The organism is Pseudomonas marginalis, assembly GCF_008692035.1.
Taxonomy (GTDB): domain Bacteria; phylum Pseudomonadota; class Gammaproteobacteria; order Pseudomonadales; family Pseudomonadaceae; genus Aquipseudomonas; species Aquipseudomonas marginalis.
This window is the reverse complement of the sequence record NZ_VTFG01000001.1, coordinates 2,862,675-2,880,099: the sequence shown is the minus strand read 5'-3', so window position 1 is coordinate 2,880,099 and position 17,425 is coordinate 2,862,675. Positions and strand designations below refer to the sequence as shown.

Below are 17,425 nucleotides of genomic sequence, written 5' to 3'. Positions count from 1 at the left end.
GTTCTTCAGTGAAACCGGTCAAAGTAGGCATCTGTGGGTTAGGGACCGTCGGTGGCGGCACCTTCAACGTACTTCAGCGTAATGCTGAAGAAATTTCCCGCCGTGCAGGGCGCGGGATTGAAGTGGCGCAAATTGCCACGCGTTCGCCAAAGCCTCAGTTCCAAACGACCGGTATTGCGATTACCAACGATGTCTTCGCCGTGGCCACCAACCCTGAAATCGATATCGTCATCGAGCTGGTGGGCGGTTACACCGTGGCTCGTGAGCTGGTGCTCAAGGCGATCGAAAACGGCAAGCACGTGGTCACCGCCAACAAGGCGCTGATCGCTGTACACGGCAACGAGATCTTCGCCAAGGCCCGCGAGAAGGGCGTGATCGTGGCGTTCGAGGCCGCGGTTGCCGGCGGTATCCCGGTGATCAAGGCGATCCGTGAAGGCCTGTCCGCCAACCGCATCAACTGGGTGGCTGGCATCATCAACGGCACCGGTAACTTCATCCTCACCGAAATGCGCGAGAAGGGCCGTACCTTCGAAGACGTACTGGCCGAAGCCCAGGCCCTGGGGTACGCCGAAGCCGACCCGACATTCGACGTGGAAGGCATCGACGCGGCGCACAAGCTGACCATCCTGGCGTCCATCGCCTTTGGTATCCCGCTGCAGTTCGACAAGGCCTACACCGAAGGCATCACCAAGCTGACCACTGCCGACGTGAACTACGCCGAAGCCCTGGGCTACCGCATCAAGCACCTCGGTGTCGCGCGCAGCACCCCGGCGGGTATCGAGTTGCGTGTGCACCCGACGCTGATCCCGGCCGACCGCCTGATCGCCAACGTCAATGGCGTGATGAACGCCGTGATGGTCAACGGTGACGCTGCCGGGTCCACCCTGTTCTACGGCGCCGGTGCCGGCATGGAGCCGACCGCTTCGTCGGTGATCGCCGACCTGGTGGACGTGGTTCGCGCCATGACCAGCGACCCGGAAAACCGCGTGCCGCACCTGGCCTTCCAGCCGGATTCGCTGTCGGCCCACCCGATCCTGCCGATCGAGGCCTGCGAAAGCGCCTACTACCTGCGCATCCAGGCCAAGGATCACCCGGGCGTGTTGGCCCAGGTGGCCAGTATCCTGTCGGAGCGCGGTATCAACATCGAGTCGATCATGCAGAAGGAAGTCGAGGAGCAGAACGGCCAGGTGCCGATGATCCTGCTGACCCACCGGGTGCTCGAGCAGCACATCAACGATGCCATCACCGCGCTGGAAGCCTTGCAAGGCGTCGTGGGCCCGGTGGTGCGGATTCGCGTCGAACACCTGAACTAACCGATCTGTTCCAGAGGCCCCGTGTGTGCGGCGGCCTCTGTTCGAGAATGTTTTAGAGGAGCCAGTCATGCGTTACATCAGCACCCGCGGCCAGGCACCGGCCCTGAATTTCGAAGACGTCTTGCTGGCAGGCCTTGCCACCGACGGCGGCCTGTACGTGCCGGAAAACCTGCCACGCTTTACCCAGGAAGAAATCGCTTCGTGGGCCGGCCTGCCGTACCACGAGCTGGCGTTCCGGGTGATGCGCCCATTCGTCACCGGCAGCATCCCCGATGCTGATTTCAAAAAGATTCTGGAAGAGACCTACGGCGTGTTTTCCCACAGCGCCATCGCGCCTCTGCGCCAGCTCAACGGCAACGAATGGGTGCTCGAGCTGTTCCATGGCCCGACCCTGGCGTTCAAGGACTTCGCCCTGCAACTGCTGGGTCGTCTGCTGGACTACGTGCTGGAGAAGCGCGGCGAGCGCGTGGTGATCATCGGCGCCACCTCCGGTGATACCGGTTCGGCCGCCATCGAAGGCTGCAAGCACTGCGAAAACGTCGACATCTTCATCCTGCACCCGCACAAGCGTGTGTCGGAAGTACAGCGCCGCCAGATGACCACCATCTTCGGTGAGAACATCCATAACATCGCCATCGAAGGCAACTTCGATGACTGCCAGGAAATGGTCAAGAACAGCTTCGCCGACCAGGGCTTCCTCAAAGGCACACGCCTGGTGGCGGTGAACTCGATCAACTGGGCGCGGATCATGGCCCAGATCGTCTACTACTTCCACGCCTCGCTGCAGTTGGGCGGCCCGGCGCGCTCGGTATCGTTCTCGGTGCCGACCGGCAATTTCGGCGACATCTTCGCCGGCTACCTGGCCCGTAACATGGGGCTGCCGATCAACCAGTTGATCGTCGCCACCAACCGCAACGACATCCTGCACCGCTTCATGAGCGGCAACCAGTACGTCAAGGAAACCCTGCACGCCACCCTGTCGCCGTCCATGGACATCATGGTGTCGTCGAACTTCGAACGCCTGCTGTTCGACATGCACGGTCGCAACGGCGCAGCCATCGCCGGTTTGATGGACACCTTCAAGAGCGGCGGCGGTTTCAGCGTTGATGAAGAGCGCTGGACCGAAACCCGCAAGCTGTTCGACTCCCTGGCCGTGGATGACGCGCAGACCTGTGAAACCATCGCCGAGGTCTACGCCCAGACCGGCGAGTTGCTCGACCCGCACACCGCCATTGGGGTCAAGGCCGCCCGCGAATGCCGTCGCAGCCTGGATATCCCGATGGTGATCCTCGGCACCGCCCATCCAGTGAAATTCCCGGAAGCGGTGGAGAAGGCGGGTGTCGGCAAGGCGCTGGAACTGCCGGTGCATCTGACCGACCTGTTCGAGCGTGAAGAGCGCTGCACGGTGCTGCCGAATGACTTGAAGGCGATGCAGGCGTTTGTCAGCCAGCATGGCAATCGTGGCAAGCCTTTGTAAGGCAGGTCACCCAGACAAAAACGCCGCTTTCCCTTCCTTGGGTCAGCGGCGTTTTTTGTTTCTGGCAGGCCCGACGGCGTGCCGGTTACAAGAGCAACTTAATCGCTACTCCAGTAATCGAAGCAATCGTTGCGACCACGGCCATTGCTACGCCCATGGGGTACCAGAAAGTTTCACAGTTTATTTTCAGGGATTCCGATCTGAGCTTGTCTTGCTCAGCCTGCATGCGTGATATTTCTGCGTAGATGCGCCTTACATCGGCATGCATTTTCTCCATCGTCGCCAGTCGCTCATCGTTTTCCACCATCGCATTCCTCCTTCGCAATAAGGGCCTTTGGCATACGCTTTACCCACGTGGCACCGTGATCAGCGCTCATCGAGTATAGGATTCACCCATGGCCTGCGCGGCAGGGGGAGCCCAAAACAGCAGCCCATTGCGTAAGCATTTATGTGCCGCCGTTTTTTGCCTGTCATGTTGCAAGCGCATGCTGGAAACGTCATCCCCCGACAACCCCGCATAAACGAAAAAGCGAACTTTCCTACGTCACAACCAGTCACTTAGGATAGATGCAGCTCCCGTTTACAAGAATGTTTGCGAACTATTGAGTGGTGATCGAGATGGAAAGTATCAGCCTATTGCTCGAAGAAGCACTGAGCCCTTATCAGGTGACATTGACCACCGCAGGTGTGCAGGACGAGTGCCTGGTAACCGTAAAGAACCCCGCCGGTGCGATCATGGTCGAGCGTGAAGTCGACCGGGCGCAATTGCTCGATAAGCGCCTATTGGTGGATGTGGTGGATTGCCTGCTGCGTGACCTCAAGATCGCTGAAGGACGCCTGGAACCCTCGGTCATCGCGGCCTTGCGCAATGCCGCCCAGACCCGCAGCGCTGCCGTTGCATGAAGAATTGTTTATAGATGGAAACTTCCCACGTCATGGCCGGTCAGATTTCGTAACAGCAAGAGCAAACATTGTGCTCCGGTGTTTGTGCCTTGTTGTACTGGTCTTTGTAGGCCACGTTTAACCCCGAAGTGTCTCCCCACTCTTCGGGGTTTCTTTTTGCCTGGGATTTGTCACGGCGCTGGCGAGTCCTGGAAAAAGCTCGGGTTGTCTCGCAGGTAGTGTTCACGCATGGCAGGGTCCAGCCAGGCAGCGTAGGACTGCTGTACGTGTTCCAGCGGGAGGCTGAGCAGGACCTGGTTGATCCGTTCCATGGCCTCGCGCCCCTCAGGTGTATCCGAGCAGCCGATATGCGTGCGCTGGTAAGGCGCTGTGCCCTTGATGGGGTAGAAGCTGAGGTCGTCGGCTGCGATCCCCTGTTGCATCGCGTGGTAGCGGATTTCCGGCCAATAGCCCAGCACCGCCTCCAGCCGGCCCAGGCGCTGCATCTGCAGCAAGCTGCCAAGGGCATCGTTGCCGTAGTGCAGTGCGAGTTTGTGTGTGTCGGCCTGTTTCAGTCGCTCATCGATAACGGCGCCGTAGCTGCGTTCCGCGATCGCGCCGACCCTTGCCTCATGGGCGTCGAAGAAGGCCTGCAGGTCGAACTGGCCGTCTACGATAAACGCCGCCAGGGCGCCCTGTTGGCTGCGCCGGATCGTGATGCCATTACTGGCGACCACAAACGCCTGCCTGGAAAATACGATGTACCTGGCCCGCTCGGCCGTCCACAGCAAGGATGGATCGCAGGTGAGCGTGGGCTCGCGCAGCATCTGCATGCCGCGCGCGCGATTGACGTGCATTACCTGATGGCGATACTCCGGCAAGTGTCCGATCAGTATCGGCAGCAACTGGTCCAGGGCACCCTGGCCTTTGCCTGGCCCTTCGAAGATGGTCAGCGGCGGCAAGTCGCGCAATAACCAGATCAACGTGCCCTCTGCACTCGCCGGTACGGACCAGCCGCTGGCCAGCATGGCGGCCAGGTACAGCGCAATGAGCCAGTGTTTGCAGCCGTGGGGCATCAGATTGCACCTTGCTCACGCAGGCGGACAATGGCGGCGGCGTCGTATCCCAGCTCGCCCAGCACCACGCCGTTGTGTTCACCCAGTTGCGGCCCCACCCATTCGCAACTGCCCGGTGTGTCCGACAGCTTGGGCACGATGCCCGGCATCTTGAAGTCCTTGCCGCCGGGAAGCCGGGCCTTGAGGAACATCTCGCGCGCGAGGAATTGCGGGTCGCCCAGCATGTCCTCGGCACTGTAGATACGGCTGGCGGGCACTTCAGCCTTGTTGAGTTGCTCCACCACCTGCTCCAGCGGCAGCGAGTTCACCCAGCGATCAATCACGCCATAGAGTTCATCGCGACGGCTGTCGCGCCCGTCATTGCTGGCCAATTGTGGATCGTTCGCCAGGTCTTCCCGGCCGATGGCGCTCATGAAACGTTTGAAGATGGCATCACCGTTGGCACCGATCTGTACGTGCTTGCCGTCCGCGCTGGTGTGGATCGACGACGGCGTAATGCCGGGCATGATGTTGCCGGTACGTTCGCGAATAAACCCGAATACGTCGAACTCGGGGATCATGCTTTCCATCATGGCGAAGATGGCTTCATACAGCGCCACATCGACCACCTGGCCCACACCGCCGTTAACCTCGCGATGACGCAGCGCCATCAAGGCGCCGATGACCGCCCACAGCGCGGCGATGGAGTCGCCAATGGAGATTCCGGTGCGCACCGGCGGGCGATCTTCGAAACCGGTGATATAGCGCAGCCCACCCATGGACTCACCCACGGCACCAAACCCGGGCTGGTCTTTCATCGGTCCGGTCTGGCCAAAACCCGAGAGGCGCACCATCACCAGTTTCGGGTTCAGCCCATGCAGGGTTTCCCAGCTCAGGCCAAGCTTCTCCAGTACGCCGGGGCGGAAGTTTTCGATCAGGATGTCGGCGTCTGCCAGCAGTTGCTTGAGAATCGCCAGCCCGTCCGGGTGCTTGAGGTTCAACGTCAGGGACTTTTTGTTGCGCGCCTGCACAAACCACCACAACGAGGTGCCTTCGTACAGCTTGCGCCACTTACGCAACGGGTCGCCGCCGTCCGGGGACTCGACCTTGACCACCTCGGCACCGAATTCAGCACAAATGCGTGAGGCGAAGGGGCCGGCGATCAGGGTGCCGAGTTCGATGACTTTCAGGCCGGCAAGCGGTTTGGCATTAAACGACATGGGGATCCTTGTCTGCGCGGAACGGTGGTGTGAAGCCTTTTAACATAGGCGAGCAGCCCAGGGATAAGGATGATGCAGCGCAGGATTCGTTGAATGACCTCGCCATCGGTTAGACTGGCCGCCTTTCCCTGTCTCTAGAAGCCCGTTCATGGCCCAGCCGTCCACGACCTACAAATTCGAACTCAACCTCACCGACCTCGACCGTTCGGTGTACGAGAGCGTCAAGCAGACCATCGCTCGCCACCCCTCGGAAACTGAAGAACGCATGACCGTGCGCCTGCTGGCCTACGCCCTTTTTTACAACGAACAGTTGGCGTTCGGTCGTGGCCTGTCAGATGTAGACGAGCCAGCCCTGTGGGAAAAAAGCCTGGATGATCGGGTTTTGCATTGGATTGAAGTCGGCCAGCCGGATGCCGACCGCCTGACCTGGTGCTCGCGTCGCACTGAGCGTACCAGCCTGCTGGCATACGGCAGCTTGCGCGTTTGGGAAGGCAAAGTGGTGCCGGTGGCGAACACCCTGAAGAATGTCCACATCGCAGCAGTGCCCCAGGAGATTCTGGAGGTCCTGGCCAAGGACATGCCCCGCGTGATCAAGTGGGACGTGATGATCAGTGAAGGCACGATCTTCGTCACCGACGACCGTGGCCAGCACGAAGTGCAACTGCAATGGCTGGTCGGCGAACGCGGTTGAAAATGTGGGAGGGGGCTTGCCCCCTCCCACATTTGATCTGTGTTCCCTTCAGAGTTGTCGTTTAACCGTTGTATTAAAGAGAAGCTCCCGTCACCCATGCGTATCGATCCCCGCCCGTTGCCCGCCGTCCTGCCCTTCCTGGGGGAATTGCCACCGCTGTTGACCCGTCTCTACGCCGCACGTGGCGTGCGGTCCGAGGCCGAGCTGGACAAGAGCCTGGCGCGGTTGATTCCCTATCAGCAGCTCAAGGGTATCGACGCGGCGGTGGACTTGCTGGTGACGGCATTGGAGCAGCGCCAGCGCATCCTCATCGTCGGTGACTTCGACGCCGATGGTGCCACCGCCAGCACCGTAGGCACCCTGGGCCTGCGTTTGCTCGGTGCGGCCCATGTCGATTACCTGGTGCCCAACCGCTTCGAATACGGCTATGGCCTGACCCCGGAAATCGTCGCGGTGGCCCTGCAGCGCGAGCCGCAGTTGCTGATCACCGTGGACAATGGCATCTCCAGTGTCGAAGGCGTGGCGGCGGCAAAAGCGGCGGGGCTGAAGGTGCTGGTGACCGACCACCACTTGCCCGGGGATGAGCTGCCGGCGGCGGATGCCATCGTCAACCCGAACCAGCCGGGCTGTGAGTTCCCGAGCAAGGCCCTGGCCGGCGTGGGCGTGATCTTCTACGTACTGATGGCCCTGCGCGCGCGTTTGCGCAGTTTGGGCTGGTATGAAAACAAGCCTCAACCCAACATTGGCGAGCTGCTCGACCTGGTCGCCCTGGGCAGCGTCGCCGACGTGGTGCCCCTGGACGCCAATAACCGCATCCTCGTGCATCAGGGCCTGGAGCGTATTCGTGCCGGTCGCGCACGGCCGGGGATCAAGGCGATCCTCGAAGTGGCCAAGCGGGATGCGGCGCGCATCACCTCCACCGACCTCGGCTTTATCCTCGGGCCACGCTTGAACGCCGCCGGGCGCCTGGACGATATGAGCCTGGGCATCGAATGCCTGCTCACTACGGATTTCGCCGCGGCACGGGAAATGGCCGCACAACTGGACGGCATGAACCAGGACCGCAAATCCATCGAGCAGGGCATGCAGCGCGAAGCCCTGGCTCAGCTCAAGGACTTGCCGGTGGACTCAATGCCCTACGGCTTGTGCCTGTTTGATCCGGACTGGCACCAAGGTGTGATCGGCATTCTTGCGTCGCGCATGAAGGAGCGCTATTTCCGCCCCACCATTGCCTTCGCCGATGCAGGCGATGGGCTGCTCAAGGGCTCAGGGCGCTCTGTGCAAGGCTTCCACATCCGCGATGCCCTGGCGGTGGTTGCGAGCCAGCATCCCAACCTGATCGCCAAATACGGCGGCCACGCCATGGCGGCGGGGTTGACCTTGCCCGAGGAAAATTTCCCACTGTTTGCCGAGGCCTTTGACGCCGAAGTGCGTCGGCAGCTGCGCGAAGAAGACCTCACCGGGCGCCTGCTGTCCGACGGTACCCTGGCGGTGGAAGAGTTTCACCTGGAGCTGGCGCGCGCACTGCGCCACGCCGGACCGTGGGGGCAGCACTTTCCCGAACCGTTGTTCCATGGCGTGTTCCAGCTGGTCGAGCAGCGGGTAGTAGGGGAACGGCACCTGAAAGTGGTGCTCAAGAGCGAATGCGGGTCGGTGAAGCTCGATGGCATTGCCTTCGGCGTCGACCGGGAAGTCTGGCCGAACCCGACCGTACGTTGGGTGGAGTTGGCCTACAAACTGGATGTGAACGAGTTTCGTGGCAATGAAACCGTGCAACTGATGATTGCCCACATCGAGCCGCGCTAGATCTTACCGACGCCGCAAAAAACTGTGGGAGGGGGTTGCCCCGATAGCTGAGTGTCAGTCAACAATGCTGTGACTGACCTACCGCTATCGGGGGCAAGCCCCTCCCACAGTTTGTTTGGCGTACCGCCCGGAATTACTCGGACTTGGCCTGATGCTTCACGATGATGTCTACCAGACGCTTGGCCAGTGCCGGGTAGTTCTCATCGAAGTGATGCCCGCCCGGCAGTTTCACCGCCTCGCCCACGGCGGTCTTGTCGGTGCAGCCACTCTCGTCGACTTCTTCGGCACCGTAGATGCACACCACCTTGTCAGCCGGCAGCTTGGCCATTTCCGGGCCGGTCGCGGCTTCTTTGCCGGCGTTGCCCAGCCAGCCTTCCACTTCGATTTCAAAGCTGCCGGTGCGGGCGAAGGCCAGCAGGATGATGACGTCCACACGCTGTTGTTCGTTTTCCGGCAGGCGGTTGTAGATCGCCGGCAGGACGTCCGCGCCGAAGGAGTAACCGGTCAGCACGAAGCGCTTGGTGCCCCATTTCTGCCGGTAGTGCTGCATCAGCTCGGTGAGGTCCTTGGCGCTTTGTTCCGGGGTCTTGTGCTGCCAGTAGTAGCGCAGGGTGTCGATGCCGACCACCGGGTAGCCGATCTTGGCCATTTCGCCGGCCACGTCGCGGTCGAGGTCACGCCAGCCGCCATCCCCGGAAAGGAACAGCGTCACGGTGTCCTTGGCCTGGCCAGCCGGCACTTCCACCACGGGAATCGCCAGGCCGCCGTTGTCCGAACCCACCAGTTGCTTGCGCAGTTCGTTGTTCAGCACTTGCGGATAGTGAATGTCGTAGTCGCTGATACTGGTGGTGGCGCGCGGGGTGTCACGTACGAAACTGGCGCTTTCATCGTCAGGGTTGTCGTTCCAGGCCACCAACCAATTACCGTGTGCGGCGGTTTTCGGCAGTGGGTCCTTGCACCCTTCCTGCACCAACGCGAAGCCGACGGAGATGGCGTTGGCCTTGTCGTCGCTCTGAGTGGCCAGCCAGCGCCAGGCGAGGGCGGCGCCAGGGCCGATGCCGCTGACCAGGGTCGCGGGGCCCTTGAGCTGGCCCAGGGCGCTTTGCAGCGCTTGTTCCTGCAGCTTGCAGTCATCCTTTGGCAGGATCACCTGGACGATCTGCGCCTTGCCGCCCTGGCTCAGGGTAATCAACTGGCTATCGGTCAGTGTTTCGTCAGCCATCACCGCCACCGCGACGCGGGCTTTCGGGGTGCCGGCCGGGGTCACGCGGGTCATCACCGAGCCGTCGGCCTGGGGCAGTTGCTCCAGGGTCGGCTGCGGGGCAGGGCGGTTCCAGAACCAAAAGCCGCCACCCAGGACCAGGGCGAGCAGCACTACAAAGGCCAATACATACCGCCAGGAGCGTCGAATCATCAGCGTTTCACCAATCCAGTCAAGCCGCCCGCGATCAGGGCGGCGGTATCGGCCAGTGCCACCAGCGGGTCAAGTCCTGCGGGCACGGCCATGTAACGGGGTTCCCAGTCAGGCTGGAACTTGTCTTTGAAGCGGCGCAAGCCTTGGAAGTTATACAGTTGCTCGCCGCGACGGAACACCATCGAGCCCAGGCGCTGGGTCAGTGGCGCGCCGCGTCGCGGTTGCAGGCCCGACAACGGCACCATGCCGAGGCTGAAGCGGGCGTAGCCGTGACTCTTATAGTGTTGAATCAGGCCGACCATCATGAATTCCATGGTCAACTTGGGCGCATCCGGGTGGGCGCGCATCAGGTCGAGGCTGGCCAGGTCGTGGTTGTAGGTCTCGAGCAGGTTGGCGAAGGCCACCGGGCGGCCTTCGAAGCGAATGATCGCGATACGAAAGTGCTTGAGGTAGTCGTCGCTGAAGCGTCCGAGGGAAAAGCCTTTTTCCCGCACATTCTTACCGGTAAGCCAGGCGTCCGAGATGACTTTTAATTCATCCATCGGTGCCGTGCCGGGTTCAAAGATCTCCAGGGACAGGCCGTCCCGGGTGCCACGGTTCCAGGTGTAGCGCAGGTCCTTCATCTCTTTGCCCTTGGCTTCCAGGTCAAAGCGTTTCAGGTCGACGCGCGCCTCTTCGCCCAGCTTGATCGCGGTGAGGCCGATGTCCATGTAATAGGGCAGGTTCTCGGCGCGTACCTGATAGAACACCGGGCGTGCATGATGGATGTCGCACAGGTCGCGGAACTGCCAGATCATTTCGGCACGGGGCTGGGTCGGACCGATCGGGTCATACAAGGCCACCAGGCTGCGGCCGCGACGGGCATACATCAGGAACGCTTCGTCATTCGGATGGAACAGCAGCGCCTTGTCGCCGGTCAGCGCCAGGCCGCCGTCGGGTTGCGACGATGCCATCAGGATCTTGCTGGCGCGTTCCAGCTCCTCGGGAGTCGGCAGGTGGATCACCGGGCGTGCGGTGCGCAGCAGCCAGGTCAGCGAGACGATGACCAGCAGCACGGCGGCGCCCAGCAACGAGCGCAGGCCGCGCGGGGCGTTGGCGTCGAGAGTGAACTGCCACCACAGTTGATGGCTGTACGGTACATCTTGATACGCGAACAGCAGCAGCCAGATAGAAGCCCCCAGCACACAGACGCTGGCTACCAGGTACAGCGGTGAGAAAGGCAGCTCGGTCAGGCGGCTGGCGCGATAGAACGAGCGGCGGAAGATCGCCAGCAGTATCGCCGTCATGGTCATCAGGCTGGCTTCTTCCCAATCGAATCCCTTGAGCAGCGAGAGCAGGGCGCCCACCAGCAGCAGCACCATGGTCAGCATCCACGCAGCCGACAGGCGTCGACGCAGGCCCTGGGCCAGCAACAGGCACAGCACGCCGATCAGGCTGGCACCGAAGTGCGAGGCGTCAATCAGGCGGTGGGGAATCAGGAAGCCGATGTTTTCCAGGCGTGAGTCGATTTCTGGCGTGGCGCCGGAAAACAGCAGGACCACGCCGGACAAAAAAACCAGTACGGCCAGCACCGGCGCCGCCAAACCCGAGGCTACCCGCAGGCTTTGCTGAGTCTGGAACAGGCGCTGGGCCTCGTTGACCAGCAGGAACACACAGGCGATCAGCAGCGGCAGGACCACGTAGATCATTCGGTACAGCAGCAGGGCGGCGGCCAAGGGCGCGGCGCCGAGCTTGTCGGCGAATGCGGCGAGCAGGATGGCTTCGAATACGCCCACGCCCCCTGGCACATGGCTGAGTACACCGGCGGCCAACGCCAGCAGATACACCAGCAGGAACGGGCCGAAAGGCGGTGCTTCCGGCAGCAGCATATAAAGGACGGTAGCGGCGGCGGCAACGTCCAGTGCGGTGATGATCAGTTGCAGGAATGTCAGGCGGCGACCGGGCAGACGCAGGGTTCGACGCCCGGCCTTTACCAGCAGGTTGTCCGGGTAGGGTTGTTCCGGCAGGCGGCGGCGATAGATGCCGATGCACAACATGGCCGACAGTAACAGCACTGCACCGGCAACGCCGCCGAGCACCGTTTGTGGCAAATGCAGGTAGGTCGACGCTGCCGGCAAGTTGCTCAACGTGGCCAATGCAGCCAGCGGGGGCAGGGCGCAGCCCAGTGCCAGGCTGGCGAACACGGTCATGTGGGCGACTTCCGAAGCCCCGATGCCGTGGCGTGCATATAAACGGTAGCGTACCGAGCCGCCCGAGAGCATTGACAGACCAATGGCATTGCCGATCGCAAAGGCAGTAAAGCCGCCAAGGGCCAAGGTCTTGGCAGGCAGGTTCACCCCGGCATAACGTGCGCCTGAAAACTCATAGCCCAGCAGAATGACGAACCCGGCGACGGCGGCGGCGAACGCACCGAGCAACGCGGGTTTGGGCACTTCCAGGATCGAGTCGTGGAGGGCGTAGAGATCCAGCTCCAATAGCAGGTGCCGACAGGCGATCAGGGCGATTGCGAACAGCAACAAGGTCACGGCCAGCCCGATGGGTTGCCGGTATTTGCTCAACAGATCCAGCCAGCGCAAGCGGGTGGGGGCGATAGGTTGTTCTGCTGTGACGGTGTCTTGTGGTTCAGACGAGTTGGCGCGCATCAATCACCTCGTGGATTGTGCGCGACAGGATGGAGGTATCCAGCCAAGTTACCAATCCCTATGGACAAAATAATTACAAATATTAACGCGGATCACCGGGTGCGGCGACTGCGGCCATTGGTCGTAGAGGCGTAAGCATAGCGTGCAATGAGATGGACTCAACAAACCGCGTACGGTTTCATGAAAGATGCCATACCATTGTTTCAGAAGAACTTTTTCATCGGATACAAAAAAGGCCACTCTTTCGAGTAGCCTTTTTTGATGTTTGGTTGCGGGAGCCGGATTTGAACCGACGACCTTCGGGTTATGAGCCCGACGAGCTACCAGACTGCTCCATCCCGCGTCTGTGGGCGGCATTCTACAGCCAGATGGCGAGGTGTCAACCGTTAATGAGCCGATGGGTCAAATAAGTGTGAAATAGCTGACATGTAACCTAAGTTCGCGATTGAAAACGCTTTTTGTAGTGAGCGGGCTTGCCCCGCGCCGGGCTGCGGAGCAGTCCGTGGTGAAGTGCACACTATCTTGTGTGGGGCTGCTTGCCAGTCCAGCGCGGGGCAAGCCCGCTCGCTAAAACAAAAAAGGCCACTCTTTCGAGTAGCCTTTTTTGATGTTTGGTTGCGGGAGCCGGATTTGAACCGACGACCTTCGGGTTATGAGCCCGACGAGCTACCAGACTGCTCCATCCCGCGTCTGTGTGTCGGCATTCTACAGAGGATCACCAGTGTGTCAACCGGTGAATCGAAAAAAAGCGCTTGCGGTTCAATCGGTTAGCTCTCCATGCAGAGTCGTTTGAGGGGTTCGGGCCAGAAGGGCCAGGGGTTTCAGCTCTATTGAGGTGCTAATTTCGATTGAGAAAATAAATTCATCTGGGAAAATTCCTACCGCTCAGACGGAAGATTCAAACTACTGGTGCTATATACAGGGGTGGATGCGATACTGGCCACCCGTTGGATTACACCCGCCTTTCTACTTATGACGCAGCGCAAAATCATCCACGTTGACTGTGATTGCTTCTACGCCGCCATTGAGATGCGCGATGACCCGAGCCTGGCGCAAAAGCCCCTGGCGGTAGGTGGATCGGCAGATCGAAGGGGCGTGATCGCTACATGCAACTACGAAGCGCGGGCGTATGGGGTGCGTTCCGCCATGTCGTCGCGGCATGCCCTGAAGCTCTGCCCGGACCTGACCATCGTCAAGCCGCGCATGGATGCCTATAAGGAGGCGTCGAAGGAAATCCAGACGATCTTTCGCGACTACACCGACCTGATCGAGCCCCTGTCGCTGGACGAGGCCTACCTGGATGTCTCCGACAGCCCGCACTTTGGCGGCAGCGCCACACGCATCGCCCAGGACATTCGGCGCCGGGTCTCCAACCAATTGCACATCACTGTGTCCGCCGGCGTGGCGCCGAATAAGTTTTTGGCCAAGATCGCCAGTGATTGGAAAAAGCCCAACGGCCTGTTTGTCATCACCCCGGATCAGGTCGAGGACTTTGTCTCCCAACTGCGGGTAAGCAAGTTGCACGGCGTGGGCAAGGTGACGGCAGACAAGCTGGCGCGCCTGGGCATCGAAGACTGCCTGCAATTGCGCGAATGGAACAAGTTGGCGTTGGTGCGTGAGTTCGGCAGCTTTGGCGAGCGCTTGTGGAGCCTGGCCCGTGGGATAGATGAACGTGTGGTGCAGAACGACAGCCGGCGGCAGTCCATCAGTGTGGAAAATACCTACGATGTGGATTTGCCGGATCTCTCAAGCTGCCTGGCGAAACTTCCAGAGTTGATGGAGACCCTGGCAGGGCGCATGGCGCGTATCGACAGCAGCTACAAGGCGGGCAAGCCGTTCGTTAAGGTGAAGTTCCATGACTTTACCCAGACGACGCTGGAGCAGGCGGGCGCGGCGCGGGATCTGGAGAGTTATCAACAGTTGATGACCCAGGCGTTCAATCGCGGTGGGAAACCGGTGCGGTTGTTGGGGATTGGGGTGCGGCTGCTGGACCTGAGTGGCGGGAACGAACAGTTAGAGTTCTCCTGGTAGAAGCCGGGAAAAAATGTGGGAGGAAGCAAGCCCCCTCCCACATTTGGATCTGCAGCGTTTTCGAAGCCTCAGCGTGCTCCGGGATCCGCCACCAACCGCCCTGCATCCTTGGTCAACGCCTGCAGGAATTCCTGCTGCAGCTCGGGATCATTGCGGGTCAGTTCGATCAGGCTTTGTTCCAGTTCGCTGGCTTCTTCCTCCAGGCCCAGCTCCGACAGGCGCTTGACCCGGTGCACCCACTGGCTGACTTCATCGTCTTCCAGGTCGTCGTAGATCAGGCCGTGGGCTTCCAGCAACTTGCCGCGCAGGGTGCTGCTGATCGCCAGGGTCGAGTCCGAGTGCACGTCGTCCTGGCCATCTTCCACGCTGATCTTCAAGGTCGTGACGCGGTTCAGGTCCTGCTCGGCAAACGGGCTGTCCAACAGGTTCAGGCGCAGCACGCCGTTGCGGTCGGTGGTCAGCTCATGGGTCTGTTTGCCGGCGGTGACCTGGACCGGGCGCTCGCTCCAGGGCAGGCTCGAATACTCCACGCGTTTGTCGCGCTGGACTTCATCGATACCCGCCAGGTTCTGTTGCGCGCGCCCATGGGATTGCACGTTCATGAACGGGTTGAGACCGTCCACGCCGTAGGTCAGCCAGTCGTGGGTCATGCTGGTAGGCAGGTTGCCGAGGGCGAAGATGTTCGCCACGTTGGCGCCCGCACCCGCGACCAAAGCCACTGCACCCAGGGGCATCTCATAGAGTTTGCGCCAGGGCTGGTAAGGCGTGTAGCGATCGTAACGACGGGTAACTTCGAATTCGGTGACCTCAAAGGTCTTTTGCTCGTGAATGCGAACCCGGCGTTGCGGCAGTTCCAGCACTTTGGGTTCGCCTACATCGATCTGCAGGCTGTGGTCGAGCAACTTACGCTCGACCCGCTCCTCGTGCTCACTGCGTTGCGACATCTGATTGGCGCAGCCGCTGACCAGCAGGGCGCCGCACAAGGCGGCGCCCCCCAGGGCTCTGGTGTTTCGCTTGAACATGACTTCTCTTGATCTGGTTTTCAGCGACGAATACGCGCCTGGAGGAAAGACAGCACGTCAGCCACCGGCAACGGTTGGGCTTCGGCTTCGGTCCGGCTCTTGTATTCCAGATTGCCATCGGCCAGGCCGCGGTCACTGACCACGATCCGGTGCGGAATGCCAATCAGCTCCATGTCGGCGAACTTGATGCCCGGGCTGGTTTTCTTGTCGCGGTCATCCAGCAGCACTTCAAAACCAGCAGCCGTGAGTTCGGCATACAGTTTGTCGGTGGCTTCGCGTACTTGCTCGGTTTCGTAACGCAGCGGTACCAGGGCCACCTGGAAAGGCGCCAGGGCGTCACTCCAGATAATGCCTTTCTCGTCGTTGTTCTGCTCGATGGCAGCGGCAACCACGCGGGAAACGCCAATGCCGTAGCAGCCCATGTCGAGGGTGATCGGCTTGCCGTTCTCGCCCAGCACTTCGCACTTCATCGCCTTGCTGTACTTGTTGCCCAGCTGGAAGATGTGCCCGACTTCGATGCCGCGCTTGATTTCCAGGGTGCCCTTGCCGTCCGGGCTTGGGTCACCGGCCACCACGTTGCGCAGGTCGGCAACGGTCGGCACCGGCAGGTCACGCTCCCAGTTCACGCCGAAGTAGTGCTTGTCGTCGATGTTCGCGCCGATACCGAAGTCGCTCATCAGCTCGACCGAGCGGTCGATGATGATCGGCAACGGCAGGTTCAGCGGGCCGAGGGAACCGGCACCGGCGCCGATGGCGTCGCGCAGTTCGGCATCGCTGGCCATGACCAGCGGGCTGGCCACGCCAGGTTGCTGGGCGGCCTTGATTTCGTTGAGTTCGTGGTCGCCACGGATCACCAGGGCGATCAGCTTGCCTTCTTCTTCGGCATGCACGATCAGGGTCTTGATGGTCTTTTCAATCGGCAGATTGAATTTCTCCACCAGGGCCGCGATGGTCTTGGTCTCTGGCGTATCCACCAGGCGCAGTTCTTCAGCCGGGGCTGGACGGGAGGTTTCCCGTGGCACGGCTTCGGCTTTCTCGATGTTCGCCGCGTAGTCGGAACCGTTGCTGAACGCGATATCGTCTTCGCCGGACTCGGCCAGTACGTGGAATTCGTGGGAGCCGGCACCGCCGATGGAGCCATTGTCCGCTTCAACCGCCCGGAACTTCAGGCCCAGGCGCGTGAACACATTGCAGTAGGCCTGGTGCATGCGGTCATAGGTGACCTGCAGCGATGCCTGGTCGGCGTGGAACGAATAGGCGTCCTTCATGATGAATTCGCGGCCGCGCATCAAACCGAAGCGTGGGCGGATTTCATCGCGGAATTTGGTCTGGATCTGATACAGGTTCAGAGGCAACTGTTTATAGCTGCTCAACTCGTTGCGCATCAGGTCGGTGATCACTTCTTCATGGGTCGGGCCGGCGCAGAAGTCGCGGCCATGACGGTCCTTGAAGCGCAGCAACTCAGGGCCGTACTCTTCCCAGCGCCCGGATTCCTGCCACAGCTCGGCCGGTTGGGTGCTCGGCATCAACACTTCGAGAGAGCCGGCGGCGTTCATTTCTTCGCGAACGATGGCTTCGACCTTGCGCATCACCTTCAAGCCCATGGGCAGCCAGGTGTACAGGCCCGAGGCCAGTTTGCGAATCATGCCGGCGCGCAGCATCAGCTGGTGGCTGATCACGACCGCATCGGAAGGCGTTTCTTTCTGTGTGGCGAGCAAATATTGACTGGTACGCATGGTAGGCCGTTGTCGGTTGCTTGAACTTGAAATGACTTGGGATTGTACGGGCGCAAACTGCCGCCGTACAGGCATCAGAATGCAGGGCTGTCTGTAGGCGCAGAGCTTGCTCGCGATGGGGCGCCGCGGTCTGGCT

General features: G+C 60.9%; 13 protein-coding genes and 2 tRNA genes. 6 read left to right on the top strand and 9 right to left on the bottom strand.

Annotation, left to right across the window (positions count from 1 at the left end; all coding sequences use genetic code 11):
* Window positions 1-8 precede the first annotated feature (8 nt).
* The gene (locus FX984_RS13490; RefSeq protein WP_027605461.1) at window positions 9-1,313 is read left to right on the top strand and encodes a homoserine dehydrogenase; all 1,305 of its coding nucleotides are present in this window, start codon (window positions 9-11) and stop codon (window positions 1,311-1,313) included.
* A gap of 67 nt (window positions 1,314-1,380) precedes the next feature.
* Entirely contained in the window at window positions 1,381-2,790 is a 1,410-nt protein-coding gene (gene thrC / locus FX984_RS13485; protein ID WP_027605462.1) for a threonine synthase, read from the top strand.
* A gap of 85 nt (window positions 2,791-2,875) precedes the next feature.
* Here the strand turns inward: thrC and FX984_RS13480 are convergent, their stop codons facing one another.
* Window positions 2,876-3,097 carry a hypothetical protein gene (locus FX984_RS13480; RefSeq protein ID WP_027605463.1) on the bottom strand — a complete coding sequence of 74 codons (222 nt, stop codon included), beginning with the start codon at window positions 3,095-3,097 and terminating at the stop codon, window positions 2,876-2,878.
* A gap of 311 nt (window positions 3,098-3,408) precedes the next feature.
* On the opposite strand from FX984_RS13480, the gene FX984_RS13475 reads away from it, so the two are divergent.
* Window positions 3,409-3,693: a DUF3509 domain-containing protein gene (locus tag FX984_RS13475; protein WP_027605464.1), complete on the top strand. Its 285-nt coding sequence runs from the start codon at window positions 3,409-3,411 to the stop codon at window positions 3,691-3,693.
* A gap of 170 nt (window positions 3,694-3,863) precedes the next feature.
* Here the strand turns inward: FX984_RS13475 and FX984_RS13470 are convergent, their stop codons facing one another.
* Both FX984_RS13470 and FX984_RS13465 read right to left on the bottom strand, forming a co-directional pair.
* Window positions 3,864-4,748: a TIGR02285 family protein gene (locus FX984_RS13470; RefSeq protein ID WP_027605465.1), complete on the bottom strand. Its 885-nt coding sequence runs from the start codon at window positions 4,746-4,748 to the stop codon at window positions 3,864-3,866.
* Window positions 4,748-5,947 carry a CaiB/BaiF CoA transferase family protein gene (locus tag FX984_RS13465; RefSeq protein WP_027605466.1) on the bottom strand — a complete coding sequence of 400 codons (1,200 nt, stop codon included), beginning with the start codon at window positions 5,945-5,947 and terminating at the stop codon, window positions 4,748-4,750. Before FX984_RS13465 ends, FX984_RS13470 begins: the two co-directional genes overlap by 1 nt.
* Before the next feature lie 148 nt (window positions 5,948-6,095).
* Between FX984_RS13465 and FX984_RS13460 the strand changes: the two genes are divergently transcribed.
* Entirely contained in the window at window positions 6,096-6,638 is a 543-nt protein-coding gene (locus FX984_RS13460; protein WP_027605467.1) for a YaeQ family protein, read from the top strand.
* A 96-nt stretch (window positions 6,639-6,734) separates the two neighbouring features.
* Entirely contained in the window at window positions 6,735-8,444 is a 1,710-nt protein-coding gene (recJ, locus tag FX984_RS13455; RefSeq protein ID WP_027605468.1) for a single-stranded-DNA-specific exonuclease RecJ, read from the top strand.
* A gap of 133 nt (window positions 8,445-8,577) precedes the next feature.
* Here the strand turns inward: recJ and FX984_RS13450 are convergent, their stop codons facing one another.
* The 4 genes from FX984_RS13450 to FX984_RS13435 form a co-directional block, all read right to left on the bottom strand.
* Entirely contained in the window at window positions 8,578-9,858 is a 1,281-nt protein-coding gene (locus tag FX984_RS13450) for a virulence factor family protein (RefSeq protein ID WP_027605469.1), read from the bottom strand.
* On the bottom strand, window positions 9,858-12,500 hold the full coding sequence (gene mprF, locus FX984_RS13445; protein WP_065925010.1) for a bifunctional lysylphosphatidylglycerol flippase/synthetase MprF: 2,643 nt from the start codon (window positions 12,498-12,500) through the stop codon (window positions 9,858-9,860). Before mprF ends, FX984_RS13450 begins: the two co-directional genes overlap by 1 nt.
* Window positions 12,501-12,766: 266 nt before the next feature.
* A tRNA-Met gene (locus FX984_RS13440) sits at window positions 12,767-12,843 on the bottom strand.
* 269 nt (window positions 12,844-13,112) lie between these two features.
* A tRNA-Met gene (locus FX984_RS13435) sits at window positions 13,113-13,189 on the bottom strand.
* 283 nt (window positions 13,190-13,472) lie between these two features.
* Here FX984_RS13435 and dinB point away from each other — a divergent pair.
* The gene (dinB, locus tag FX984_RS13430; RefSeq protein ID WP_027605471.1) at window positions 13,473-14,531 is read left to right on the top strand and encodes a DNA polymerase IV; all 1,059 of its coding nucleotides are present in this window, start codon (window positions 13,473-13,475) and stop codon (window positions 14,529-14,531) included.
* 68 nt (window positions 14,532-14,599) lie between these two features.
* Here the strand turns inward: dinB and FX984_RS13425 are convergent, their stop codons facing one another.
* Both FX984_RS13425 and FX984_RS13420 read right to left on the bottom strand, forming a co-directional pair.
* Entirely contained in the window at window positions 14,600-15,553 is a 954-nt protein-coding gene (locus tag FX984_RS13425; protein ID WP_065925011.1) for a hypothetical protein, read from the bottom strand.
* A 20-nt stretch (window positions 15,554-15,573) separates the two neighbouring features.
* Entirely contained in the window at window positions 15,574-17,289 is a 1,716-nt protein-coding gene (locus FX984_RS13420; RefSeq protein ID WP_027605473.1) for a proline--tRNA ligase, read from the bottom strand.
* Window positions 17,290-17,425: the final 136 nt, after the last annotated feature.